This window comes from Sphingomonas sp. PP-CC-1A-547 (assembly GCF_003610375.1).
Classification (GTDB): Bacteria; Pseudomonadota; Alphaproteobacteria; order Sphingomonadales; family Sphingomonadaceae; genus Sphingomonas.
In genome coordinates this window covers 184106-202770 of record NZ_RAPZ01000015.1, presented here as the reverse complement: position 1 = coordinate 202770, position 18665 = coordinate 184106, and the positions used below count along the sequence as shown (strand labels likewise).

Genomic DNA, 18665 nt, shown 5'->3' with positions numbered 1-18665 from the left:
CCTCTCCCCTCAGGGGAGAGGGAGGTGCCGTGGGCTCTTGCACATGGGAGGGTGAGGGGCGTGAGGCTCGGGCCGTCCGTCCCAACAGCCCCTCACCCTTCCGTCGCCAAGCGGCTCCTCCCTCCCTCTCCCCGGAGGGGAGAGGAACTGCCGCGACAAATCTTAGTTCAACACCACCGTGACCGCGCGGCGGTTCGCCGCCCAGCTCTGGTCGTCCGAACCCATCGCCACCGGGCGCTCCTTGCCGTAGCTGATCGTCGTCATCCGCGACGACGACACGCCCTTCGCCGCCAGATAGTTCTTCGTCGCGTTCGCACGACGATCGCCGAGTGCGAGGTTGTATTCACGCGTGCCACGCTCGTCGGCATGGCCTTCGATCGTGATCCGCTGGTTCGGGAACTTGGCCAGCCACTGCGCCTGGCTGTCGAGGATCGCGCGCGCGGTCGGATCGATGTCGTACATGTCGAGCCCGAAATTCACCGTGTTCGAGCTGACCGAGCGCTGGAAGTCCGCATCCGACCCCGGCACGATCGCGCCACCGACATTGCCGTTGTTCATCCCCGCATTGGGATCCACCGCAGCGTTGTTGTCGACCGGCGCCGGCGGCAGCACCTCGGGACGCTTCTTTGCACAGCCGGCGACGGCGATCAGCGCGGTACACGCAAGCAAGATGTTGGAAAGCTTCGGCATAGATAGTCTCCCGTAGAAAATCACGTTTCCCGTTATGTCCCCATAGCAGGTTTACGGACGCAACGGACCCCAGGCCGGATCCGAGCCATCAAGCGGCGTCGGAATCTTCCGCTCGTTGACGCCCGTGAGGTCGACCGACCAGAGGTCCGCCTTGCCGCCGCTGCCGCGTCCCGAGCGATAGAAGTTGATCACGCGACCGTTCGGCGACCAGCTCGGCCCCTCGTCCTGCCAGTCGTTCGTCAGCAATTTCTCGCCGCCGCCGCTCGGGCTCATGATGCCGATGCGGAAGCCGCCGCCGAGCTTCGTGAACGCGATCAGGTCGCCGCGCGGGCTCCACACCGGCGTGGCATAGCGTCCGCCGCCAAAGCTGATCCGCTGTTGGTTAGAGCCGTCCGCGTTCATCACGTAGATCTGCTGCCCGCCCGAGCGATCGCTCTCGAACACGATTCGCGAGCCGTCGGGCGAGTAACTGCCGCCGGTATCAATCCCCGGCGAGTTGGTCAGCCTCTGCGGCGTCCCGCCCTGCGACGACACGCGGTAGACGTCGGTGTTGCCGCCCTGCGCCATCGAGAACAGGATGTTGCGACCGTCCGGCGAGAAGCGCGGCGCAAACGTCAGGTTCGCGTTCGCGACCACCAGGCGCTGCTTGCCCGAGCCGATGTCGTAGACATAGATCGCCGGGCGATTGTTGAGATAGCTCATATAGACGATCGACTGCTGGTTCGGCGCGAACCGCGGCGTCAGCACGATCGACTGCCCGTTGGTCAGGAAGCGGTGATTGGCGCCGTCCTGATCCATGATCGCAAGCCGCTTGATGCGGTGGCCCTTGGGTCCGGTCTCGGACACGTAGACGACGCGACTGTCGAAATACGCGCCTTCGCCGGTGAGGCGGGTGTAGACCATGTCGGCGCATTTATGCCCTGCGCGACGCCAGTCCGACGGCGGGACGACGAAGCCGGTCCGCGTCAGCTCGGCCTTCGACGACACGTCGTAGAGGTAGCAGCCGACCGTCAGGTTGCCGTCGCCGTTCGCGCGGATGAAGCCCTGCACCAGTGCCTGCGCGCCGGTGCTGCCCCAGTAATCGAACCCGGGTGCGGTGACTTCTGGGAAGGTGATCGGGCGGAGCTGGCCGGGTGAAAGTGGCGTGAACAGGCCGGAGTTGCGGAGGTCGTTGGTGACGATGTCGGCGAGCTGGCGGCCGAGAACGTCGGTCTGGCCGGCGGGTGTCGAGACGACCGCTGCGGTAGGCATGACGGGGATCGCGATCGGCATCGGCGCGGAGATACCGCCGGTGACGTCGACGACGAGTCCGCCGGACTGATCGCCTGCCGGGGCGGGGGCGGCGGGGTCAGCGGGCGTTTGCTGGGGTGCTGAAGCGGGAGCGGGAGCGGGAGCGGGCGCGGGAGCGGGCGCGTCCTGCGCGAACGCTGCGCCACCCGAGACGAACGCAAGCAGCCCGACCGAAGCCAGAACCGATCGAGCCCTACGCCCACCCAACACAGCCTCCACCCCGGCGGAGGCCGGGGCCCAATTGGGGGACGCCGCTGAGGGAGCGTTGCGCATCATTACATCGACCTTCGCAATTGGGCCCCGGCCTTCGCCGGGGTGGTGTTTCTCAACGGAAGGCTGCTGGCGCGAAGGGAAAAACCCCAGGATCGATCGAGTCATAACGGACATCCTCAGCCGGGAAGTTTGTAGCGCAGGCTGAAATTGCTCCAGCCGTTCTGCACGTCATACAGGTCGTCGGGCAAACCGCGGAGCGGCGAACACCCGACGAAGGTGGCGATCGCCAGATCGTCGACGCGGTCGACATAGCGCCGGTTGTCGTCGTCGACGCCGGCATGACCGCTGATCGTCGGCCGTGATTTCAGCGTGCCGTCGCGGTTGAGCTTCAGGTTGATCGTCACGCGGATCCGCTCGGCGCCGGGCCCCGGCGTGACCTGGCGGTTGGCGCAAGGCTGCACCTGCCGCAGGATCGCCGAGCCGATGTTCGCCGCCGCCTGTGCGCCGAGCTTGGCCGCCTTGGGCGCTTCCGACTTGCTCGGCGACGGGTCGGCCGACAGCCCCTTCAGGAAATTGTCGCCGAGCCGCGACCCGCGTGGCCGCGACGCCTTCGCCTCGGCGGTCGAGCCGCTGCCCTTGGTCGAGGACGGCTTGGCGGGCTTGGCCGACGACGCGGACGACGACGTCTTCGCGGGCGCGGCGCTCGGTTTCGCCGCAGCCTTGGTCGGCGCGGACTTCGCGGGCGCAGCCTTGGCGGGTGGCGCCTTCTCGGCCTTTGGTTGTGGCTTCACGACGGGCTTTGGGACCGGCGCGGGCTTTGCGACGGGTTTCGGCGGCGCGGGCTTGGGTTTGGGTTGAGGCTTCGGCTCGGGTGCCGGTTGCGGCTTGGGCGCCGGTTTGGGCGGCGCGGGCTTCGGCTGCGGCGCAGGCGGTACGGGGTCAAGCTGCGGCTCAGGCTCAGCCTCTTCCGGAGCAGGCGGCGCGGCATCCTCGGGCGCACCCTCGTCCGGCGCAACCGATTCGGCCGGCGTCTCCACCGATTGCGGCGCGGTCGCTTCCAGCGCGACGTCGGGCACGAGGCTCACGTCGATCGGCTGCTGCTCGATCTTCTTCGGCAGTTCGGGCGCACCGAGAAAGCCAAGCGACAGCGCGCCGAACAGCAGGACGTGCCCGACGACCGCGACGCCAAGGCCGATCTTCTCCGAACGGTCCATCAGCCAGCCATCAGTTCTGATTACCCTCGACGGTCACCAGCGCGACGCGGTTCAGCCCGGCGCGGTTGAGTTCGCCCATTACGCGCATCACGCGGCCGTAATCGAGCTTCCGGTCCGCACGCAGCAGCACCTGCGGCTCGTCGCCGACCGCACGGCTGGCGGCGATCGCGGCAAGCCGAACCGGCAGCGCATCATCGGTCACCTGATCCTTGTCTATGAACAGCGCGCCGGTGCCGTCCATCGAGATCTCGACCGGCTTCTGCTCCTGGTCCAACGCCTTCGCGCGCGCGTCGGGCAGATTCACCGGCACACCCGCGGTCATCAGCGGCGCGGTCACCATGAAGATGATCAGCAGCACGAGCATCACGTCGACCAGCGGCGTAACATTGATATCCGCCATCGGCGCCCGCCGCCCACGCCCCCGCGACGAAGGAAGGTTCATCGCCACCTTAGCGCGACCCGTCCAGCTGGCGGCTCAAGGTCGTGTGGAAACCGTCGGCGAAGCGGTTGAGGCTCGCCTCGATCCGATTGATGCCGTGGCTGAACCGGTTGTACGCGATCACCGCGGGAATGGCCGCGAACAGGCCGATCGCGGTTGCGAAAAGGGCCTCCGCGATCCCTGGCGCCACCACCGCCAGCGACGTGTTCTGCGCCGCCGCGATGCTGGTGAAGCTCCGCATGATCCCCCACACCGTACCGAACAACCCGACGAACGGCGCCACCGAGCCGACCGTCGCCAGCACGTTCAGCCGATCCGACAGCTTGTCGATCTCGCCAGCCACCGCTGCGCCCATCGTCGTCGCCAGCCGCTGGCGCGTGCCACTCTTGTCGATCGTGCCACCCGCGGTCGAGCGCCGCCACTCGGTCACGCCCGCCGCGAACACGCGTGCCGACGGGAGGTCGTTCTCGCCCTCCGCCTTGTAGAAGACGTCGATATCCTCGGCCTTCCAGAAATCGCGCTCGAACCGGGTCATGCCCTTGCGCGTCTTGCCGATCCGCCGCCAGAACGCGACGATCAGCGCCCAGGTCCAGATGCTGGCTAGCAACAGCCCGATCATCACGCCCTTCACCACCCAGTCGGCCTGGAGGAACAAGTGGATCGGCGACAGCGTCGCGCTATCCATAGTCAACACCGGATTCATGCTTCCCCCTGCCAGACAAGGCGTTCGTAGATATCGATCCAGGCGCGCGGCTGGCGGCGTGGACGGCCGTTGGGAGCGACCAATGCCGCCACCACGTCCGCCTCGGCCAAGACAAGCCCGTCGCGCATGACCCTTTGATGAATGGTGACCCCGGCCGAGCGGACACGGCGTATCCGCGAGACGACCAACAAGGCGTCGTCGAGCTTCGCCGGTGCGGCGTAGCGGATGGCGACGCTGGCGATCGCGTACGAGCCTTCGCCTGCCTCGAACGTCGCGCGCTGGTCGATCCCGCCTAGCCGCAGCATGTCCGACCGCGCGCGTTCCATGTAGCGCAGGTAATTGGCGTGATAGACCGCACCCGACAGATCGGTGTCCTCGAAATACACGCGCACGGGAAACCGGTGCTCGCGCCCTTCGAAGCGGCCTTCCGCCGGACGATCTGAAACCTCAGCCATTCCGGCGGCTGTTAACCCAGTCTTTGCAGGTAAGCCAAGCTTTGCCTTCATCATGTCGGCACTGGTCGGGGGCGGGCGAGCGGCGTACGCTGGCAGGGTTCAACGCAGGAGACTCGCATGGCCGATCGTCCCACCAGCGGAATCACACCGTTCCTCGTCATCCGTGACCAGCGAGGACGCGACGCGCTCGCATTCTACGAGGCTGCGTTTGCCGCGACCCTCGTCGAGACGAACTTCGCAGACGACGGCGTTCGGCTGATGCAGGCCAGCTTGCGAATCAACGACGCCTGGCTGATGCTGTCCGACGAGTTTCCCGAATGGCGTGGTCATGCCGAGCCCGAACCCGCCGGCATAACCCTGCATCTCAGGGTCGACGACACCGACGCCTGGGTGGATCGTGCGGTCGCGGCGGGAGCGGTCGTGACGATGCCCGTCGCCGACCAGTTCTGGGGTGATCGCTACGGCCAGGTGCGCGATCCGTTCGGCCATAACTGGTCGGTCGGATCGCCCATCAAGGCCCGATCAGCCTACTGAAAAACGCTGGGATCCAGCTTCAGGCGCGGCTGCGCGGGTGGCACCGGCTGCGAGATCGGCTGGAGCCGCGCCTGCGTGACCGTCTGCACCGGCATGTTCGACGCATATTGGCGCGAGACCATCAGCTGCGGCTGGACCGGACGTACGGTGCGACCCCGCCACGCGTCGACCGCGCGGTAGAAATCGGTAAACGGCCGCTCGAGCACGGGGAGATTCTGTGCAGCGAAAACGGGCAATGCCTCGGCCGTCAGACCGGCGCTCTGCGCGAGAACCGTCTGCGCCGCGGCGCAGAAGTCATCGCGTGCGGGCGACTGCGAGAAGAAGTTGTAGAGGCGCGTCATCGAATCGTCGTAGCGATCCTGCCAGTCGCCGCCGCCCGACTTGTACTCGCTGGCATAGGTCGCCTCGGCCTTGGCGAGCACCGGCTTCTGCGCCGCGAGTAGCGCGTTGTAGCCCGCGACGATCACCACCTCCTGCGGCCCGCGACATGCCAGTGCGGCGACGTTGAGCGCAGCGCGGAGATGCCAGACCTTGGCGGACGTCGTCAGGTTGCGATTCGGTGTCGGATAGGTGCCGTCCGCCAGCGCGACCGGGATGACGATGGTGGGCGACGCGCCCTTCGGCATCACGGGCGCAGGCACTGGCACCATGATCACGGGCGGCGCGACGGCAGCCACGGTCCGTGGTTTCTGTGCGCAGCCAGCCAGCAGGCCCAGCGCGGTAACGGACAGCAAAGCAAACCGACGACTCATCGCAACCACCTCATGACGTCCCCCGACGGGACACTCTATGCATGGGTTAGGTTAACGAGACGTAAGCCGTACGCGCTTTGCGGCGAGTGGAGAGTGGATGGGGTTGGGGTTGGGGTTTGGCGGGAGAGCTTTGGCTGTCCCCAAGCTACCTCCACCCCGGCGAAGGCCGGGGCCCAATTGGAAAGGTTGCAGTAACGAAGCGCGACCTCAGTCAGCGACGCCCCCAATTGGGCCCCGGCCTCCGCCGGGGTGGTGCTTGGTAAGCGCCTGTATGAGCATCACCGCTTGAGCAGAAGACGCCGCCCTCTCGATCCTCCCCCGCAAGGGGGAGGTGGCGCCGCAGGTGACGGAGGGGGAGGACACGGAACAGACGTTTCGCTATCCCCCCCCTCCGTCTGGCAAGCGCCAGCCACCTCCCCCTTGCGGGGGAGGATCGGAAGTTAAACCGCGCGCGCTTCCAGCGCCGCCGCAGCCTGCGCCATCAGCCCGCCGATGATGTCCGCGACCGGCTCCTCGCGCTTGACCATGCCGACCGACTGGCCCGCCATCACTGAGCCATGCTCGACATCGCCGTCGATCACCGCACGCCGCAACGCACCCGCCCAGTAATGCTCGATCTGCAACTGCGCCTCGGCCATTTCCACGCGGCCACCGTCGAGATGCCCGGCGACCTCGCGCTGCTTCGCCGTGAACAGCTCGCTCGACGCGTTCTTCAGCGCGCGGACCGGGATCACCGGAAGCCGCGCGTCGATCTGCACGCTGGCGATCGCATCGCGTGCCGACGCCCGGATGAACGCCTTCTTGAAATTGGCATGCGCGATCGATTCGGTCGCGCAGACGAACAGCGTGCCCAGCTGGACGCCCGCCGCACCCATGTCGAGATACCCCGCGATCGCCTCGCCGCGACCGATCCCGCCCGCGACGAACACCGGCACCTGTTCCGCGATCTCAGGCAGCATCTCCTGCGCCAGCACGCTGGTCGAGACCGGTCCGATATGCCCGCCGGCCTCCATCCCCTCGATCACCAGCGCATCAACGCCGCTCCGGATCAGCTTCTTGGCAAGCGCCAGCGCCGGCGAGAACGCGATCAGCTTCGCGCCCGTGTCCTTGATCGCCTCGATGCTGCCCTTGGGCGGCAGGCCACCCGCGAGCACGACGTGGCCGACCTTGTGCTTGGCGCAGACCGCGATCAACTCGAACAGGTCGGGGTGCATCGTGATCAGGTTCACGCCGAACGGCTTGGTCGTGAGAGCCTTGGTCGCGGCGATCTCGGTATCGAGCAACGCAGGCGTCATCGCGCCGCACGCGATCACGCCGAACCCACCCGCGTTGGAGATCGCCGAGACGAGGTGACGCTCGCTCACCCACGACATCGCGCCCCCGAGAATCGCGACCTCGCTGCCCAGAAATGCGGCGCCACGCGCCATGCGGCGGGCCAGCCGGCCCGCCCCGATCGAAGATGTGTCGTTCATACGTCGCGCCTTAGATCATTTTATATACGGAGCGAAACCATCGTCCGCACTCTAAGCTGGGAGCGGTTCGCCTGGACGTTCAAAGCGGACCCTGTATCGTCGGCGCCATGAAATACCCCGGCTCAATTGTAGGCCTGTCCCGGCTTGCACTGCTCTGCCTGTCGTTCATCGTAACGACATTCGCACCGGCGGTCGCGACCAGCCGCATGCCCGGAGATCGCGACGCAAGGAGAACGCGCATGACAATGCCCGACTATTCGCACGTCAAGACGCTCAAGGCCGCCCAGGCGCTCGCCAAGGACGGCAAGCTCACCGGGATTTTGCTGTTCCCCGCGGAACTGGGCGGCGAGGACGTTCCTCAGAACATTGTGTACGTGCCCCCGCAGGCCGCGGAGGCACGCACGCTGATCATCGGCACCCTGCGTCGGTTCGTCAGCGAAGGCCTGATCGACAAGCTCACCGTAACGCCGGAATACCGCGGCAACAGCTTCATACCCTCGCGTATCGTGTTCCACGCCATCGACAGCCACGGCAAGCACGGTGCCTTCGATCCCACCGTCGAAGTCTGGTAGCGCCTACGCTGCGTCTTCGGCATCCAAGCCATACGCGGTATGCAGCACGCGCACGGCCAGCTCGGTATAATCCTCTTCGATCAGCACGCTGACCTTGATTTCCGACGTCGCGATCGCCTGGATGTTGATCCCGCGCTCGCCGAGCGTGGTGAACATCGTCGCGGCGACGCCCGCATGGCTGCGCATGCCGACGCCCACCACCGAAACCTTGGCGACGCGCGTATCGTGGACGATAGTCGCATAGCCGATCGCGTCCTTCGCCTTGTCGAGCACGTCGAGCGAGCGCGCCAGATCCGCTGCGGGCACTGTGAACGTCACGTCGGTGGAGCCGGTCGAATGCGCGACGTTCTGCACGATCATGTCAACGTTGATCCCCGCATCGGCGAGCGGCGCGAAGATCGCCGCGACCGAGCCGGGCCGATCGCTGACCTGCGTCAACGTGATCTTCGCCTCATTCTTGTCGTGCGCGATGCCGGTGATGAGCTGGCGTTCCATATCGTCGATTTCCTCTTCGCCCACGATCAACGTGCCGCGGTGACCATCATTGGTGTCGCCATCCTCGAACGAGGACAATACGCGCACACGCACATTCTCTTTCATCGCCAAGCCGACAGACCGCGTCTGCAACACCTTGGCACCGACGCTGGCGAGTTCCAGCATCTCCTCATACGTGACCTTGCTCAGTTTCCGTGCGCGGGGCACGATCCTGGGGTCGGTCGTGTAGACACCGTCGACATCGGTATAGATGTCGCAGCGGTCGGCCTTCATCGCCGCTGCCATCGCCACCGCCGACGTATCCGAGCCGCCGCGGCCCAAAGTGGTCACGCGCTGGCCGTCCGCGACGCCCTGGAAACCGGGAATCACGGCGACAACGCCGTCCGCGAGGCTCGCGTCGAGTGCGGCCGTGTCGATCTCGCCGATCCGTGCCGATCCGTGCGCGTCCGAGGTGTTGATCGGCAACTGCCAGCCGAGCCAGCTCCGCGCCTTGCACCCGGCCGCCTGCAAAGCAATCGCGAGCAGGCCACTCGTGATCTGCTCGCCGGCCGAGACGACGACGTCATATTCCTTCGCGTCGTACAGCGACGACGCCTCGCGGCAGAAGCCGACCAGACGGTCGGTCTCGCCGGCCATTGCGGAGACGACGACGGCGACCTGGTTCCCGGCGTCGACTTCGCGCTTCACGCGCGCGGCGACGTTGCGGATACGCTCGATCCCAGCCATCGACGTCCCGCCGAATTTCATCACGATACGGGCCATTGGCAGCGCAAATCCCTTTGGGTCGAAGCGGCGGCCCTGATAGGTAGCGCGCATGATACTGGCAAGTGACACCGTAAACGGCGCAACAATCGATCCGCGCGAGGCCGCGCATTTCGGCACGATGGCGAAGGACTGGTGGGATCCGAAGGGCTCGTCCGCCCCGCTGCACAAGCTCAACCCGCCGCGCCTGCGCTACATCCGTGAGCAGGTCGACGTGCATTGGTCTGGGGATGGGACGAGCTTCACGCCGTTGGAGGGGAAGACCGCGCTCGACGTCGGCTGCGGCGCGGGATTGCTGTGCGAACCGCTTGCGCGGCTTGGCGCGGCGGTGACGGGGATCGATGCGGCGCCCGAGAATATCGCGGTTGCGGAGATCCATGCGGCGCAGAGCGGTCTGGCGATCGACTACCGCGCGGGGGGAGTCGAGGGGCTGGTCGGGCAGTTCGACCTCGTCACCAGCCTGGAGGTTATCGAGCATGTCAGCGATCCTGCCGGCTTTGTCCGCGGGTTGGCGCGGACGTTGGCGGAGGGCGGGTTGCTGATCCTGTCGACACCCAACCGGACGCCGCTGTCGCGGCTGGCGATGATCACCGTGGCTGAGGGTGCAGGCGTCATTCCGAAGGGCACGCACGACTGGAACAAGTTCCTCACGCCCGAGGAACTGACCGCGTTGCTGAAGGACGCGGGGCTTCGCGTGACGGACACGCGGGGGTTGAGTTTTTCCCCCGCGACTGGGTTTGCACTGGGCGGTTCGACGAACCTCGACTACTTCCTGACCGCGGTAAAAGCCTGACCTTGCCCCCCTCGCCGTCCCGGTTTTCCCCTCCCCCCCGGCGGAGGCCGGGGCCCAATTGGGAAGACCGGCGTGATGGGGCGCCATCCTCAACCATAACCGTCCCCCAATTGGGCCCCGGCCTCCGCCGGGGTGGTCGCGAGCGGGGTAGGACTGAGTAATGGAGCATACCGCTCCCCAACCCTGTTCACCCGCGAAGGCGGGTGCCCAGACTGGGCACCCGCCTTCGCGGGTGAACATGCTTTTGGCGTTTGCGGCGCTGGCAATGATCCTCATGACCCTCGCCCTCCTCCGCCCCGTCGACCACGACGAGAGCCAATACGTCGCCGCCGCCATCCTCACTGCGCAAGGCCTGCTCCCGTACAAAGACTTCGCCTACCTCCAGACCCCACTCCAGCCCTATCTCTTCGCCCCGATCGCAGCCCTAGCCGGCACCTGGACCTGGCCAGCCCTCCGCATAACCAACGCCCTCCTCGGCGCAGCCACCATCGCCGCCGTCCACCACGCCGCCCGTATCGGTGGTGCCAGCACCCGCGCCGCCACCTTCGCCGCCGCGCTGTTCGCCACCTCCGACATCCTCCTCTTCAGCATCGGCACGGCCCGCAACGACGCGTTCCCCGCCGCCTGCCTCGCGCTAGCCCTCCCCGCGATCGTCAGAACCGCGCGGGACCAGGCAAGCCGCCGCGACGCGATCCTGATCGGCGCACTGCTCGCCGCCGCCGCGACCGCGAAAATCTCCTATGCACTCCCCGCGCTGACCTACGGCATCTGGACACTGTTCCGCGCCGACCGCCGCCCGTGGTGGACCCTGCTGGGCACGCTCCCGTTCGTCGCCCTGACCACAGCCCTATTGATCCAGGCCCCCGAAGGTTTCCTGTTCGGCGTCATCAGCTTCCCCGGTCAAGCACCCACCGAATGGTACCAGGCCCATCCTTGGAAGCTGTCAAACACCGCCAAGATCATCGACATCCTCAAGTTCCTCGCACTCGGCCCAGCCCTGCTCGCGATCGTCGCCACCGCAGGCAAACGCGATCGCTGGCACAGGATCCTCGACCTGCTGATCCTCGCTGGGCTCATCGCCGCGCTCGCGCCGGTACCGACGTGGCGGCAATATCTGCTGCCGATGCTCCCTGCACTGTTCGTGCGGCTCGCGTTGGTCTGGCACGCGCATCCACCCGGCAAGGCGATGCGGATTGCGGCCGTCGCTTTCGCCTGCGCCGGACTCGCCCCCACCGTCGAGGCCGTCGCGAGCGGCCGCATCCCGATGCTCGATGCGATGCGAGACGCCGCCGTGGTACGCGAGATCCTGGACCGCGAACACGTCACCGGCCCGGTTGCGACGCTCTCCCCGCAATTCCTCCCCGGCAGAGCGATCGACCCACGCTTCGCTACCGGCCCCTTCTATTTCCGCAGCACCGCGCTCCTGAACGCGGATCAGGAACGCCAACTCCGCCTAGTCTCGCACGCACGGATCGCCCTGCTCGGCCAACCGCCCGTGATCCTGACCGGCGGCGAAGGCGCGTGGAGCAGTGGCGACGACCGGATCGACGCAGCGCTCGCCACCTACGCGATTCGCGAAGGCTATCGAGCGGTCCCCGTCCCCGACACGCGCTTCACGCTGTACGTCGCACGCCATGCTTCGCCGCGATCAGCCCCGCATAATAGTCCATAAGCTCGACCGCATGCTCGCGGTCGCTGCGGACATGCCGCGCCGCCACCGCCGCCGCCCGCCGCAACATCGCCGGATCGCGCGCGAACAACCGCCCGATCGCCGCCGCCGCACTCTCCGCGTCGCGCGCCGCGTAAAGCTCGCTCGCATGGCGGTCCGCAACCTCCGCGCACCCGCCCGTATCCGGCACGATCAACGGCAGGCCCGACGCCATCGCCTCCGACGCGACCAGCCCGAACGGCTCCGCCTCCGACCCGTGGATCAGCGCATCGCAACTCGCCATGATCCGCGCGAGCCGCTCGCGGTCATACACGGGGGCGAACATCCGGATGTGCGGCGAGCCGCCGATCCGCCGCTGGATCGCCTTGGTCTGCGCACCCGCACCGATCAGGACCAGCCCGACCGGCAGAGTTGCCCCCGCCCGCGCCACCGCATCGACCACCAAAGGCCAGCGCTTCTCGCCATGATGCCGCCCGAGCCCGAGTAACAGCATCCCGTCCTCGGGCAGCCCGCACTGCCGCAGCAACGCCGCGCGCAGCCGCGCATCGCGCAGGTCCGGCGAGAAATGCCCGCGCTCGATTCCCAGCGGCATTGCCGCGTCGATCCGGATCCCTCGCGCGCGCAACCGCTTCTCCAGCGCCGGGCCGTTGGTGACGACGACATCGTATTTCTCGAGGAAGCGTCGCATGTACCGGCTGTACCAGGCGAACCCGCGCTCGATCTGGTAATGGCTCGCGACACCGGCAAACCAACGTTGCGCATAGGCCGCGATATTGTCGTTGTGCATGAAGAACGACTTCACCGCCCGCCCCTGCCAGTCGCCGACGAACCACGCTGGACGCCACGGCGAACAGCATTCGACCACGTCCGGATCCAGTTCGTCGAGCACGCGGTGGATCGCGCCCTCGTCCCAGAACAGCCCATAGTTGCGATCGAACGGCATCCCCGGCGAGTTGAGGTAGATGATCCGCCCGCCGCCCGGCCGCTCCTCGACGCGGTCTTCCTTACCCGGCGCGACGACGATGAGTTCATGACCCATGTCCGCCATGATCCCCATTTTGCGGTCGACATAGGTCCGCACGCCGCCGCCGGTCGGCGAGTAGAACTCGTTGACGTCGACGATTCTCATGCGACCACTCTCACGGCGTGACGGGCCCAAACCCGCCGAGCCCGCGCAGATACTGCACGGTGATCCGCACCGTCGTCACGCTCGCGCCGACCTCGACCAGCGCCTGCTCGACCTTCGGCCGCGACCGCCCGAGCTTCGCGTTGCTCGCGAACCCGGCGCCATCGGTCCAGAAGCTGAACTTGTTCTTCCCGTCGCGATTATGCGTCAGCAACAGCGCATAGCGGCCCGGCCGCGGCACCCGGATGCACAGCATCGGCGCCCCGCTCGGCGGCGTCGGCACCACCACCCGCCGAAACGTCTTTCCCGCCGCGATCAGAACGTGGTCGTCCTTGAGAAAGCCCGCTTCGTCATCAGGATAGAGTTCGAGCTTCAACTCGCCCGTGCGATCCTTCAGCCCGGTGACCTCCACCGCGATCGCCGGCCCCTCACCCGGCCGGCACGCCGCCGCATCGCTACCGAGCACCTGTGCCCCAACCGGTCCCGTAAGCGCAGCGATCGCGACCAGCGCGACACAGGCGCGGATCATGCGCGCAACCGGGTGAGGCCGGCATGGATGCCGAACAGGATTATCAGCGCGACATGCACCAGCAGAGTCAGCGCGGCGGTGAACGCGATCAGCTCGGACAAGGCCTGATCCTGCCCGATCAACAGGATGGCGGCGTTGGCGAACAGCAGGTCCTTGTTCGGCACCAGCGGCAGGCGCGACACCAGCAGGCGTCCGGCTGCGAGGAAAAGCCACATCCCCACCGGCACGCCCGGCAGCGCGAAATGCCACGCGAACGCGATCAGCACCGATCCGCACAGCAACCGGATGCAGTGGATCCCGAACACCCACCACAGTTTCACGCGCGGCAGCGAGAACACGCGGCGCGAGAAGATCAGGAACGGCAGCGAGATCGCCAGCGTCACGCCGGCCGACGCCAACACGGTGTGGAACTGGTCGTGCGTCAGCAGGTGCCGGCCGAGCGGCAACGCGATCGCCACCAGCAGCAGTGTGACCGCATTGCCCGCGATCGCCGACAGGATCGACACGTCCTTCACCGCACCGAACGGCGACGCCACCATCCGCGCCTTGGCCCGCGCCCAGGCATAGAAATATGCATCGCCTGAATAGCCGAACACGACTTCGTTCGCGATCCGCTTCTTGATCAGCGCGACCAGGCCGCCGAGCGGAATGCCCCAGAGCCGCCGGAAGATGACGTAATCCCCGGTCGGCGGCGACATGTAGAGCAGGCCGAAGCACAGGTAGAAGCGCGGATCCTGCGGCACCGAGCGCGACAGTCCGGCAAGGCCATGCCCGAGCAGTTCGCGCCCTAATCCAACGATCATCGCCAGCGTCAGCACCGCACCGATGATTGCGGGCCAGCGGCTGCCGAGCGCCTTCAGCGGCTCGAGCCCGGCGCGCGCGATATCCGCATAGCCGTCGCGATCGGCAGTTTTCGTACGGAAGTTCACTCGCCGGTCCTCAAACCATTGTCCTCAAGTCGTTCCGCCGCCCTTGCCCGCCGCCCCTTGCCCGCCTTCCGCCGCGCGGCCTGATAGCCGCCCGCCGCCGCGCATGCACGCAAAGTCGGTTTCATTCGGTCGCGATCTCCGCTTTATCCATCGCGCAGTATGATGACCCCCATATGTCACTCGTGAGCAAGCCACCGATCGCCCAGCACATCCTGACCTATGCCGAGGATCTGCGCGGCGGGGGGGTCGAGCGCGCGCAACTGCGCCTCGCACGCGGCTGGCTCGCGGCGGGCCGGCGCGTGACGCTGGCGATCGAGGATATTTCCGGGCCGCTGGCGGCGGAACTCCCGGAAGGTCTGGAGATCGTCACGCCGTCGCGGTTGCTCGCGCTCCCGAATGTCGTGCGACGTCTCGCGCCGGACATCATATTCTGCCCTGGCAACTTCTACTCCGGCATCGCGGCATGGACCCGGCTGCGACTCGGCAGGACGTGCCCGCCGATCGTCGCCAAGATGTCCAACGCCCCCGCACGCGCCGATCACGGCCGCCTGATGCACGCCGCGCACCAGATCTGGCTAGCGCGCCATGGCGGGTTCCTCGATCACCTCGTCGCGATGACGCTGGCGACCGCGGACGAGGCGGCGTTGGCGACCCGAATGACTGGGCGGACGAGCGTCATCCCGAACCCGCCGGCGGTGCCCATCCCCGGCACGCTGCCCGATCTGCCGGCGCGCTTCCTTCTCGGCGTCGGCCGGCTCGAACCGCAGAAACGCTGGGACCGCCTGATCGCTGCGCTGCCGCGCCTCGCGGACCAGAGCATCCCGCTGATCATCCTCGGCGAAGGCGACGAGCGCGGCGCGATCGAAACGCAGATCCGCGCGCTGGGTTTGGGAGACCGCGTCCGTCTGCTGGGCCACAGCAGCGACCCGCTGCCGATCATGGCCCGCACGGAAGTGGTCGTGCTGACCTCGGACTATGAAGGCGTACCCGGCGTGTTGCGCGAGGCGCTGTCGGTCGGCACGCCGGTGATCTCCACGGATTCGAGCACGGCGGTCGCAGAGATCATCGATCGTCCCGAGCGCGGGACGATCGTCGCGCGGGACGATGCGGCGGCACTGGTTGCAGCGTTGGACGCATGGCTCACGCCATCTGGGCAACGGCCGGAGCCGGTCCCGCAACCCGGTGCGGATTCGGCTGACCGCTACCTCGCGATCTTCGACCGATTGGTAAGGTGCTAGCGTCCTAGCCTTTCTTGTCCCCGACCCATTGTCGGTTTCCGCCCCCACCTTCCGTCATCCCCGCGGACGCGGGGACCCATACTGGCAAACCTCGGAGGATATGGGTCCCCGCGTCCGCGGGGATGACGGGTGGTGAGCTTGAACCCGCATTACGTGAGAGGCGGCGCCAAATCAGATCAGGCCGTAGCCACACCCTCACACGCCTCCGCCTTTTCCTCTTCCCGCTCGGACCGTCGCTCCAGCGCGGTCTTCAACATCGCGGTCATCGGATCGGCCAGCGCCAGCCCCAAAATCCCGAACAGCGCGCTCGCCAGGATCTGTGCGCCTAACGTCAACGCCGGCGGCAGATCCACAGTCCGCTTCGCCACCATCGGCACAATCACATACCCGTCGATCGTCTGCACCACGAGATACGTGCCGATCGCCCAATACCCCGTATCGACGCCCGCGCTGAACCCGACCGCGACCATCAGCACGCCGGTCACGATCGCGCCGACGTTCGGAATGAACGCCAAGATCCCCGCGATGATGCCGAGCAGCATCGCCATCGGCACGCCGCCGACCGCCAAGGCGATGCCGCTCGCGACACCCTCGACCGCCATCCCGAGCAACCGTCCGGCGAGCAGCCGCCGCAACGTCGCGCCCATCTTGACCAAAGTCCTGGCGAACTCGGGGCGGAGATCGAGTGGCACTATCCACTGGAGCCCGCGCGAGTACGTCCCCGGGTCCATCGCGATGAACAATCCGAGGATCAGGATCATGAACATGCTGGTGATCGCGCCGATCGCGCTGCCCACCCACGACGTCACGCGCCCGACCGAGCCGAGCGCCTGCTTGACGATCCCGTTGACGTCCGACGCACCCGGCATCAGCCCCTGCGAGGTCAGATAGCCGGTGAAGCGATTGGCCTGCGATTCCAGGGTCGACCGCAACTGCGTCACCTGCTCGGTGACCTGAACGCCGGTCAAAATGAACGTGCCCACCAGGAACGCGAAGGTCAGCAGCACGACGATCAGCAACCGCCAGCCACGCCCGATCGGCAGCACCCGCCCGAGCAACCGCACACCGCCATCGAGCAGTGCCGCGAACACCACGCCCGCAAAGATGATTAGCAACGGCTGAACCAGCACGATCAGCAGCGCGATCACGCAGGCGAGCCCGAGCCAGATCGCCGCGCGCTTCAGTTCCTTGCGCAGGAACGGATCGCGCATCTCGACCGGGCTGAGCTCGTCGACGGTTTTGGTCTCGGCCATCTCAGTTCACCTTGGCGGGATGCAACGAGGTGCCCGCGCGATCCGGGCGCAGCGAACTCCACCAACTCAGCGGATTGAACGTCGCATCGCCGTCGAGGCTGAAGGTGATGAACTCCGCACGGCCGCCGAGATTCTCGTACGGCACCGGTCCGCCGAGACCGAGCTGGCTCAGCGCGAACCGGCTGTCGGCCGAGCGATCGCGGTTGTCGCCCATCAGGAAGACGTGGTTCGCGGGAATCGTGATCTCCGCGAAATTGTCGCCCTGGCTGTCCGATTCCAGATCGATCGTCTCGTAGCGGCGACCGTTGGGCAGCGTCTCGGTATAGGTCGGCAGGCGGCACATCTCGCGACCGTCGGGCAGCGTCTCACGCGCGCCGGGATAGTCGATCTCGTTGCACGGGCTATTGGTATCGACCGGGATCAGCGTGTCGTGGAGCGGACCACGCCTCACCGCCACGCCGTTGAGGAACACGACCCCGCCGCGCACGGCGAGCTTGTCCCCGGGCAGACCGATGACGCGCTTGATATAGTCGTTATGCGTCCCCGGCGGCGTCACGATCACCACGTCGCCGCGCGTCGGCAGCGAGCCGAACAGGCGGCCGTGGGTGAACGGCAGCGATACGCTCCAGCTGTCCTCCTGCTGGCGCAGCACTAGCCCCTTGAAGATCGCGACCGGGTTGGGGATCGTCGGCGACACGAACGACCAACCGTACGCGAACTTGGTCACCACCAGCCGGTCGCCGATGCGCAAGCCCGGGAGCATCGATTCACTGGGGATATAGAAGGGCTTGGCGATGAAGCTGTGGAAGCCGAGCACGACCAGGATCAGCCAGAAGATGCCCTTCACTTCGCCCCACCAGTCGGTGCCGCGGCGGCGTGTCGTTTCCTGTGTGGGGCCGGCCGGTGGCGCGGTATCGGCCGCGGCCTGCGCTAGGGGGGTCTGCGCGAGGGGCTTTTCGGGGAACTCGTTGCCGTCCAACGCCGCGTCCTTCATTGGTTCGTATCCTGGCGCATGTCCGGGGATATCAGAGGTATAGCTTCGATGATCACGAAGGCCTGCGCCCACGGATGATCATCGGTCATCGTCAAATGTACGCGCGCGGCGTGGCCTTCGGGGGTCAACGCGTCAAGCCTCGCTTTGGCGCCCCCGGTCAGCGCCAGCGTCGGCGCCCCGCTCCGGGCGTTGACCACGCCGATGTCCCGCATGAACACGCCTGCACGAAACCCCGTGCCGACCGCCTTCGAAAACGCCTCCTTGGCGGCGAACCGCTTCGCCAGGGTTCCGGCTTTCGTAAAAGGCCGCCGCGCCGCCTTCGCTCGCTCGACATCGGTGAACACCCGCTGCTCGAACCGCTCCCCGAACCGCTCTACCGAGGCGGCAATGCGCTCGATGTTACACAAGTCGGACCCGAGCCCGATAATCACGATACGGCCTGGAGTCGGAAGACGAAAGAATGTGTTCGCGCGGAGACGCGGAGGCGCGGAGAGTATGAGAGCCGCAAGCGCGGCGAAGGTGAGAAGCAACCGGGACGGCTCC

General features: G+C 66.8%; 21 protein-coding genes. 5 read left to right on the top strand and 16 right to left on the bottom strand.

Features of this window, described 5'->3' with window-relative positions:
* Positions 1–162: 162 nt before the first annotated feature.
* The 6 genes from pal to C8J39_RS17255 all read right to left on the bottom strand — a co-directional run bounded on the left by pal (position 163) and on the right by C8J39_RS17255 (position 5004).
* On the bottom strand, positions 163–690 hold the full coding sequence (pal, locus tag C8J39_RS17280) for a peptidoglycan-associated lipoprotein Pal (protein ID WP_120301558.1): 528 nt from the start codon (positions 688–690) through the stop codon (positions 163–165).
* A gap of 51 nt (positions 691–741) precedes the next feature.
* Positions 742–2160 carry a Tol-Pal system beta propeller repeat protein TolB gene (gene tolB, locus C8J39_RS17275; protein ID WP_404969371.1) on the bottom strand — a complete coding sequence of 473 codons (1419 nt, stop codon included), beginning with the start codon at positions 2158–2160 and terminating at the stop codon, positions 742–744.
* A 209-nt stretch (positions 2161–2369) separates the two neighbouring features.
* Positions 2370–3407, bottom strand: a complete 1038-nt coding sequence (locus C8J39_RS17270) for a cell envelope biogenesis protein TolA (protein ID WP_120301557.1) — start codon at positions 3405–3407, stop codon at positions 2370–2372.
* 10 nt (positions 3408–3417) lie between these two features.
* The gene (tolR, locus tag C8J39_RS17265; protein ID WP_056053220.1) at positions 3418–3855 is read right to left on the bottom strand and encodes a protein TolR; all 438 of its coding nucleotides are present in this window, start codon (positions 3853–3855) and stop codon (positions 3418–3420) included.
* A gap of 1 nt (position 3856) precedes the next feature.
* Complete coding sequence (gene tolQ / locus C8J39_RS17260) at positions 3857–4549, bottom strand: protein TolQ (RefSeq protein ID WP_120301556.1); 693 nt, start codon at positions 4547–4549, stop codon at positions 3857–3859.
* Positions 4546–5004: a YbgC/FadM family acyl-CoA thioesterase gene (locus tag C8J39_RS17255; RefSeq protein ID WP_120301555.1), complete on the bottom strand. Its 459-nt coding sequence runs from the start codon at positions 5002–5004 to the stop codon at positions 4546–4548. Before C8J39_RS17255 ends, tolQ begins: the two co-directional genes overlap by 4 nt.
* 117 nt (positions 5005–5121) lie before the next feature.
* Here C8J39_RS17255 and C8J39_RS17250 point away from each other — a divergent pair, with 117 nt between their 5' ends.
* Complete coding sequence (locus tag C8J39_RS17250) at positions 5122–5538, top strand: VOC family protein (protein WP_120301554.1); 417 nt, start codon at positions 5122–5124, stop codon at positions 5536–5538.
* Here the strand turns inward: C8J39_RS17250 and C8J39_RS17245 are convergent.
* Both C8J39_RS17245 and C8J39_RS17240 read right to left on the bottom strand, forming a co-directional pair.
* Positions 5532–6290 carry a hypothetical protein gene (locus C8J39_RS17245; protein ID WP_120301553.1) on the bottom strand — a complete coding sequence of 253 codons (759 nt, stop codon included), beginning with the start codon at positions 6288–6290 and terminating at the stop codon, positions 5532–5534. The two genes, C8J39_RS17250 and C8J39_RS17245, sit on opposite strands and share 7 nt — an antisense overlap.
* A 440-nt stretch (positions 6291–6730) precedes the next feature.
* On the bottom strand, positions 6731–7762 hold the full coding sequence (locus C8J39_RS17240; protein ID WP_183038030.1) for a nitronate monooxygenase family protein: 1032 nt from the start codon (positions 7760–7762) through the stop codon (positions 6731–6733).
* A gap of 239 nt (positions 7763–8001) precedes the next feature.
* Here C8J39_RS17240 and C8J39_RS17235 point away from each other — a divergent pair, with 239 nt between their 5' ends.
* Positions 8002–8334, top strand: coding sequence for a hypothetical protein (locus C8J39_RS17235; RefSeq protein ID WP_132833654.1), 333 nt, complete (start codon positions 8002–8004; stop codon positions 8332–8334).
* A gap of 3 nt (positions 8335–8337) precedes the next feature.
* Here C8J39_RS17235 and C8J39_RS17230 read toward each other — a convergent pair whose 3' ends face one another.
* Complete coding sequence (locus C8J39_RS17230; RefSeq protein ID WP_120301595.1) at positions 8338–9591, bottom strand: aspartate kinase; 1254 nt, start codon at positions 9589–9591, stop codon at positions 8338–8340.
* A gap of 52 nt (positions 9592–9643) precedes the next feature.
* Here C8J39_RS17230 and ubiG point away from each other — a divergent pair, with 52 nt between their 5' ends.
* On the top strand, positions 9644–10384 hold the full coding sequence (gene ubiG / locus C8J39_RS17225; protein ID WP_120301551.1) for a bifunctional 2-polyprenyl-6-hydroxyphenol methylase/3-demethylubiquinol 3-O-methyltransferase UbiG: 741 nt from the start codon (positions 9644–9646) through the stop codon (positions 10382–10384).
* A 265-nt stretch (positions 10385–10649) separates the two neighbouring features.
* Positions 10650–12056: a DUF2029 domain-containing protein gene (locus tag C8J39_RS17220; RefSeq protein ID WP_243644299.1), complete on the top strand. Its 1407-nt coding sequence runs from the start codon at positions 10650–10652 to the stop codon at positions 12054–12056.
* On the opposite strand, the gene C8J39_RS17215 is transcribed toward C8J39_RS17220, so the two are convergent.
* From C8J39_RS17215 to C8J39_RS19180, 4 genes are read right to left on the bottom strand one after another with little or no spacing between them, the layout of a single operon-like run.
* Positions 11998–13182 carry a glycosyltransferase gene (locus tag C8J39_RS17215; RefSeq protein WP_120301549.1) on the bottom strand — a complete coding sequence of 395 codons (1185 nt, stop codon included), beginning with the start codon at positions 13180–13182 and terminating at the stop codon, positions 11998–12000. The genes C8J39_RS17220 and C8J39_RS17215 overlap by 59 nt on opposite strands.
* A gap of 10 nt (positions 13183–13192) precedes the next feature.
* On the bottom strand, positions 13193–13708 hold the full coding sequence (locus C8J39_RS17210) for a DUF2141 domain-containing protein (protein WP_120301548.1): 516 nt from the start codon (positions 13706–13708) through the stop codon (positions 13193–13195).
* On the bottom strand, positions 13705–14637 hold the full coding sequence (locus C8J39_RS17205) for a hypothetical protein (protein WP_120301547.1): 933 nt from the start codon (positions 14635–14637) through the stop codon (positions 13705–13707). The genes C8J39_RS17210 and C8J39_RS17205 overlap by 4 nt, the downstream gene beginning before the upstream one ends.
* Positions 14634–14762, bottom strand: a complete 129-nt coding sequence (locus tag C8J39_RS19180) for a hypothetical protein (protein WP_259457572.1) — start codon at positions 14760–14762, stop codon at positions 14634–14636. Before C8J39_RS19180 ends, C8J39_RS17205 begins: the two co-directional genes overlap by 4 nt.
* Before the next feature lie 48 nt (positions 14763–14810).
* On the opposite strand from C8J39_RS19180, the gene C8J39_RS17200 reads away from it, so the two are divergent.
* Positions 14811–15875 carry a glycosyltransferase gene (locus C8J39_RS17200; RefSeq protein WP_120301546.1) on the top strand — a complete coding sequence of 355 codons (1065 nt, stop codon included), beginning with the start codon at positions 14811–14813 and terminating at the stop codon, positions 15873–15875.
* Positions 15876–16051: 176 nt separating this feature from the next.
* On the opposite strand, the gene C8J39_RS17195 is transcribed toward C8J39_RS17200, so the two are convergent.
* The 3 genes from C8J39_RS17195 to acpS are packed head-to-tail and all read right to left on the bottom strand — an operon-like array spanning position 16052 to position 18553.
* Complete coding sequence (locus C8J39_RS17195) at positions 16052–17128, bottom strand: AI-2E family transporter (protein ID WP_056066231.1); 1077 nt, start codon at positions 17126–17128, stop codon at positions 16052–16054.
* Between the two features lies 1 nt (position 17129).
* Positions 17130–18122: a signal peptidase I gene (gene lepB / locus C8J39_RS17190; protein WP_120301545.1), complete on the bottom strand. Its 993-nt coding sequence runs from the start codon at positions 18120–18122 to the stop codon at positions 17130–17132.
* Positions 18119–18553 carry a holo-ACP synthase gene (gene acpS / locus C8J39_RS17185; protein WP_120301594.1) on the bottom strand — a complete coding sequence of 145 codons (435 nt, stop codon included), beginning with the start codon at positions 18551–18553 and terminating at the stop codon, positions 18119–18121. Before acpS ends, lepB begins: the two co-directional genes overlap by 4 nt.
* Positions 18554–18665 lie beyond the last annotated feature (112 nt).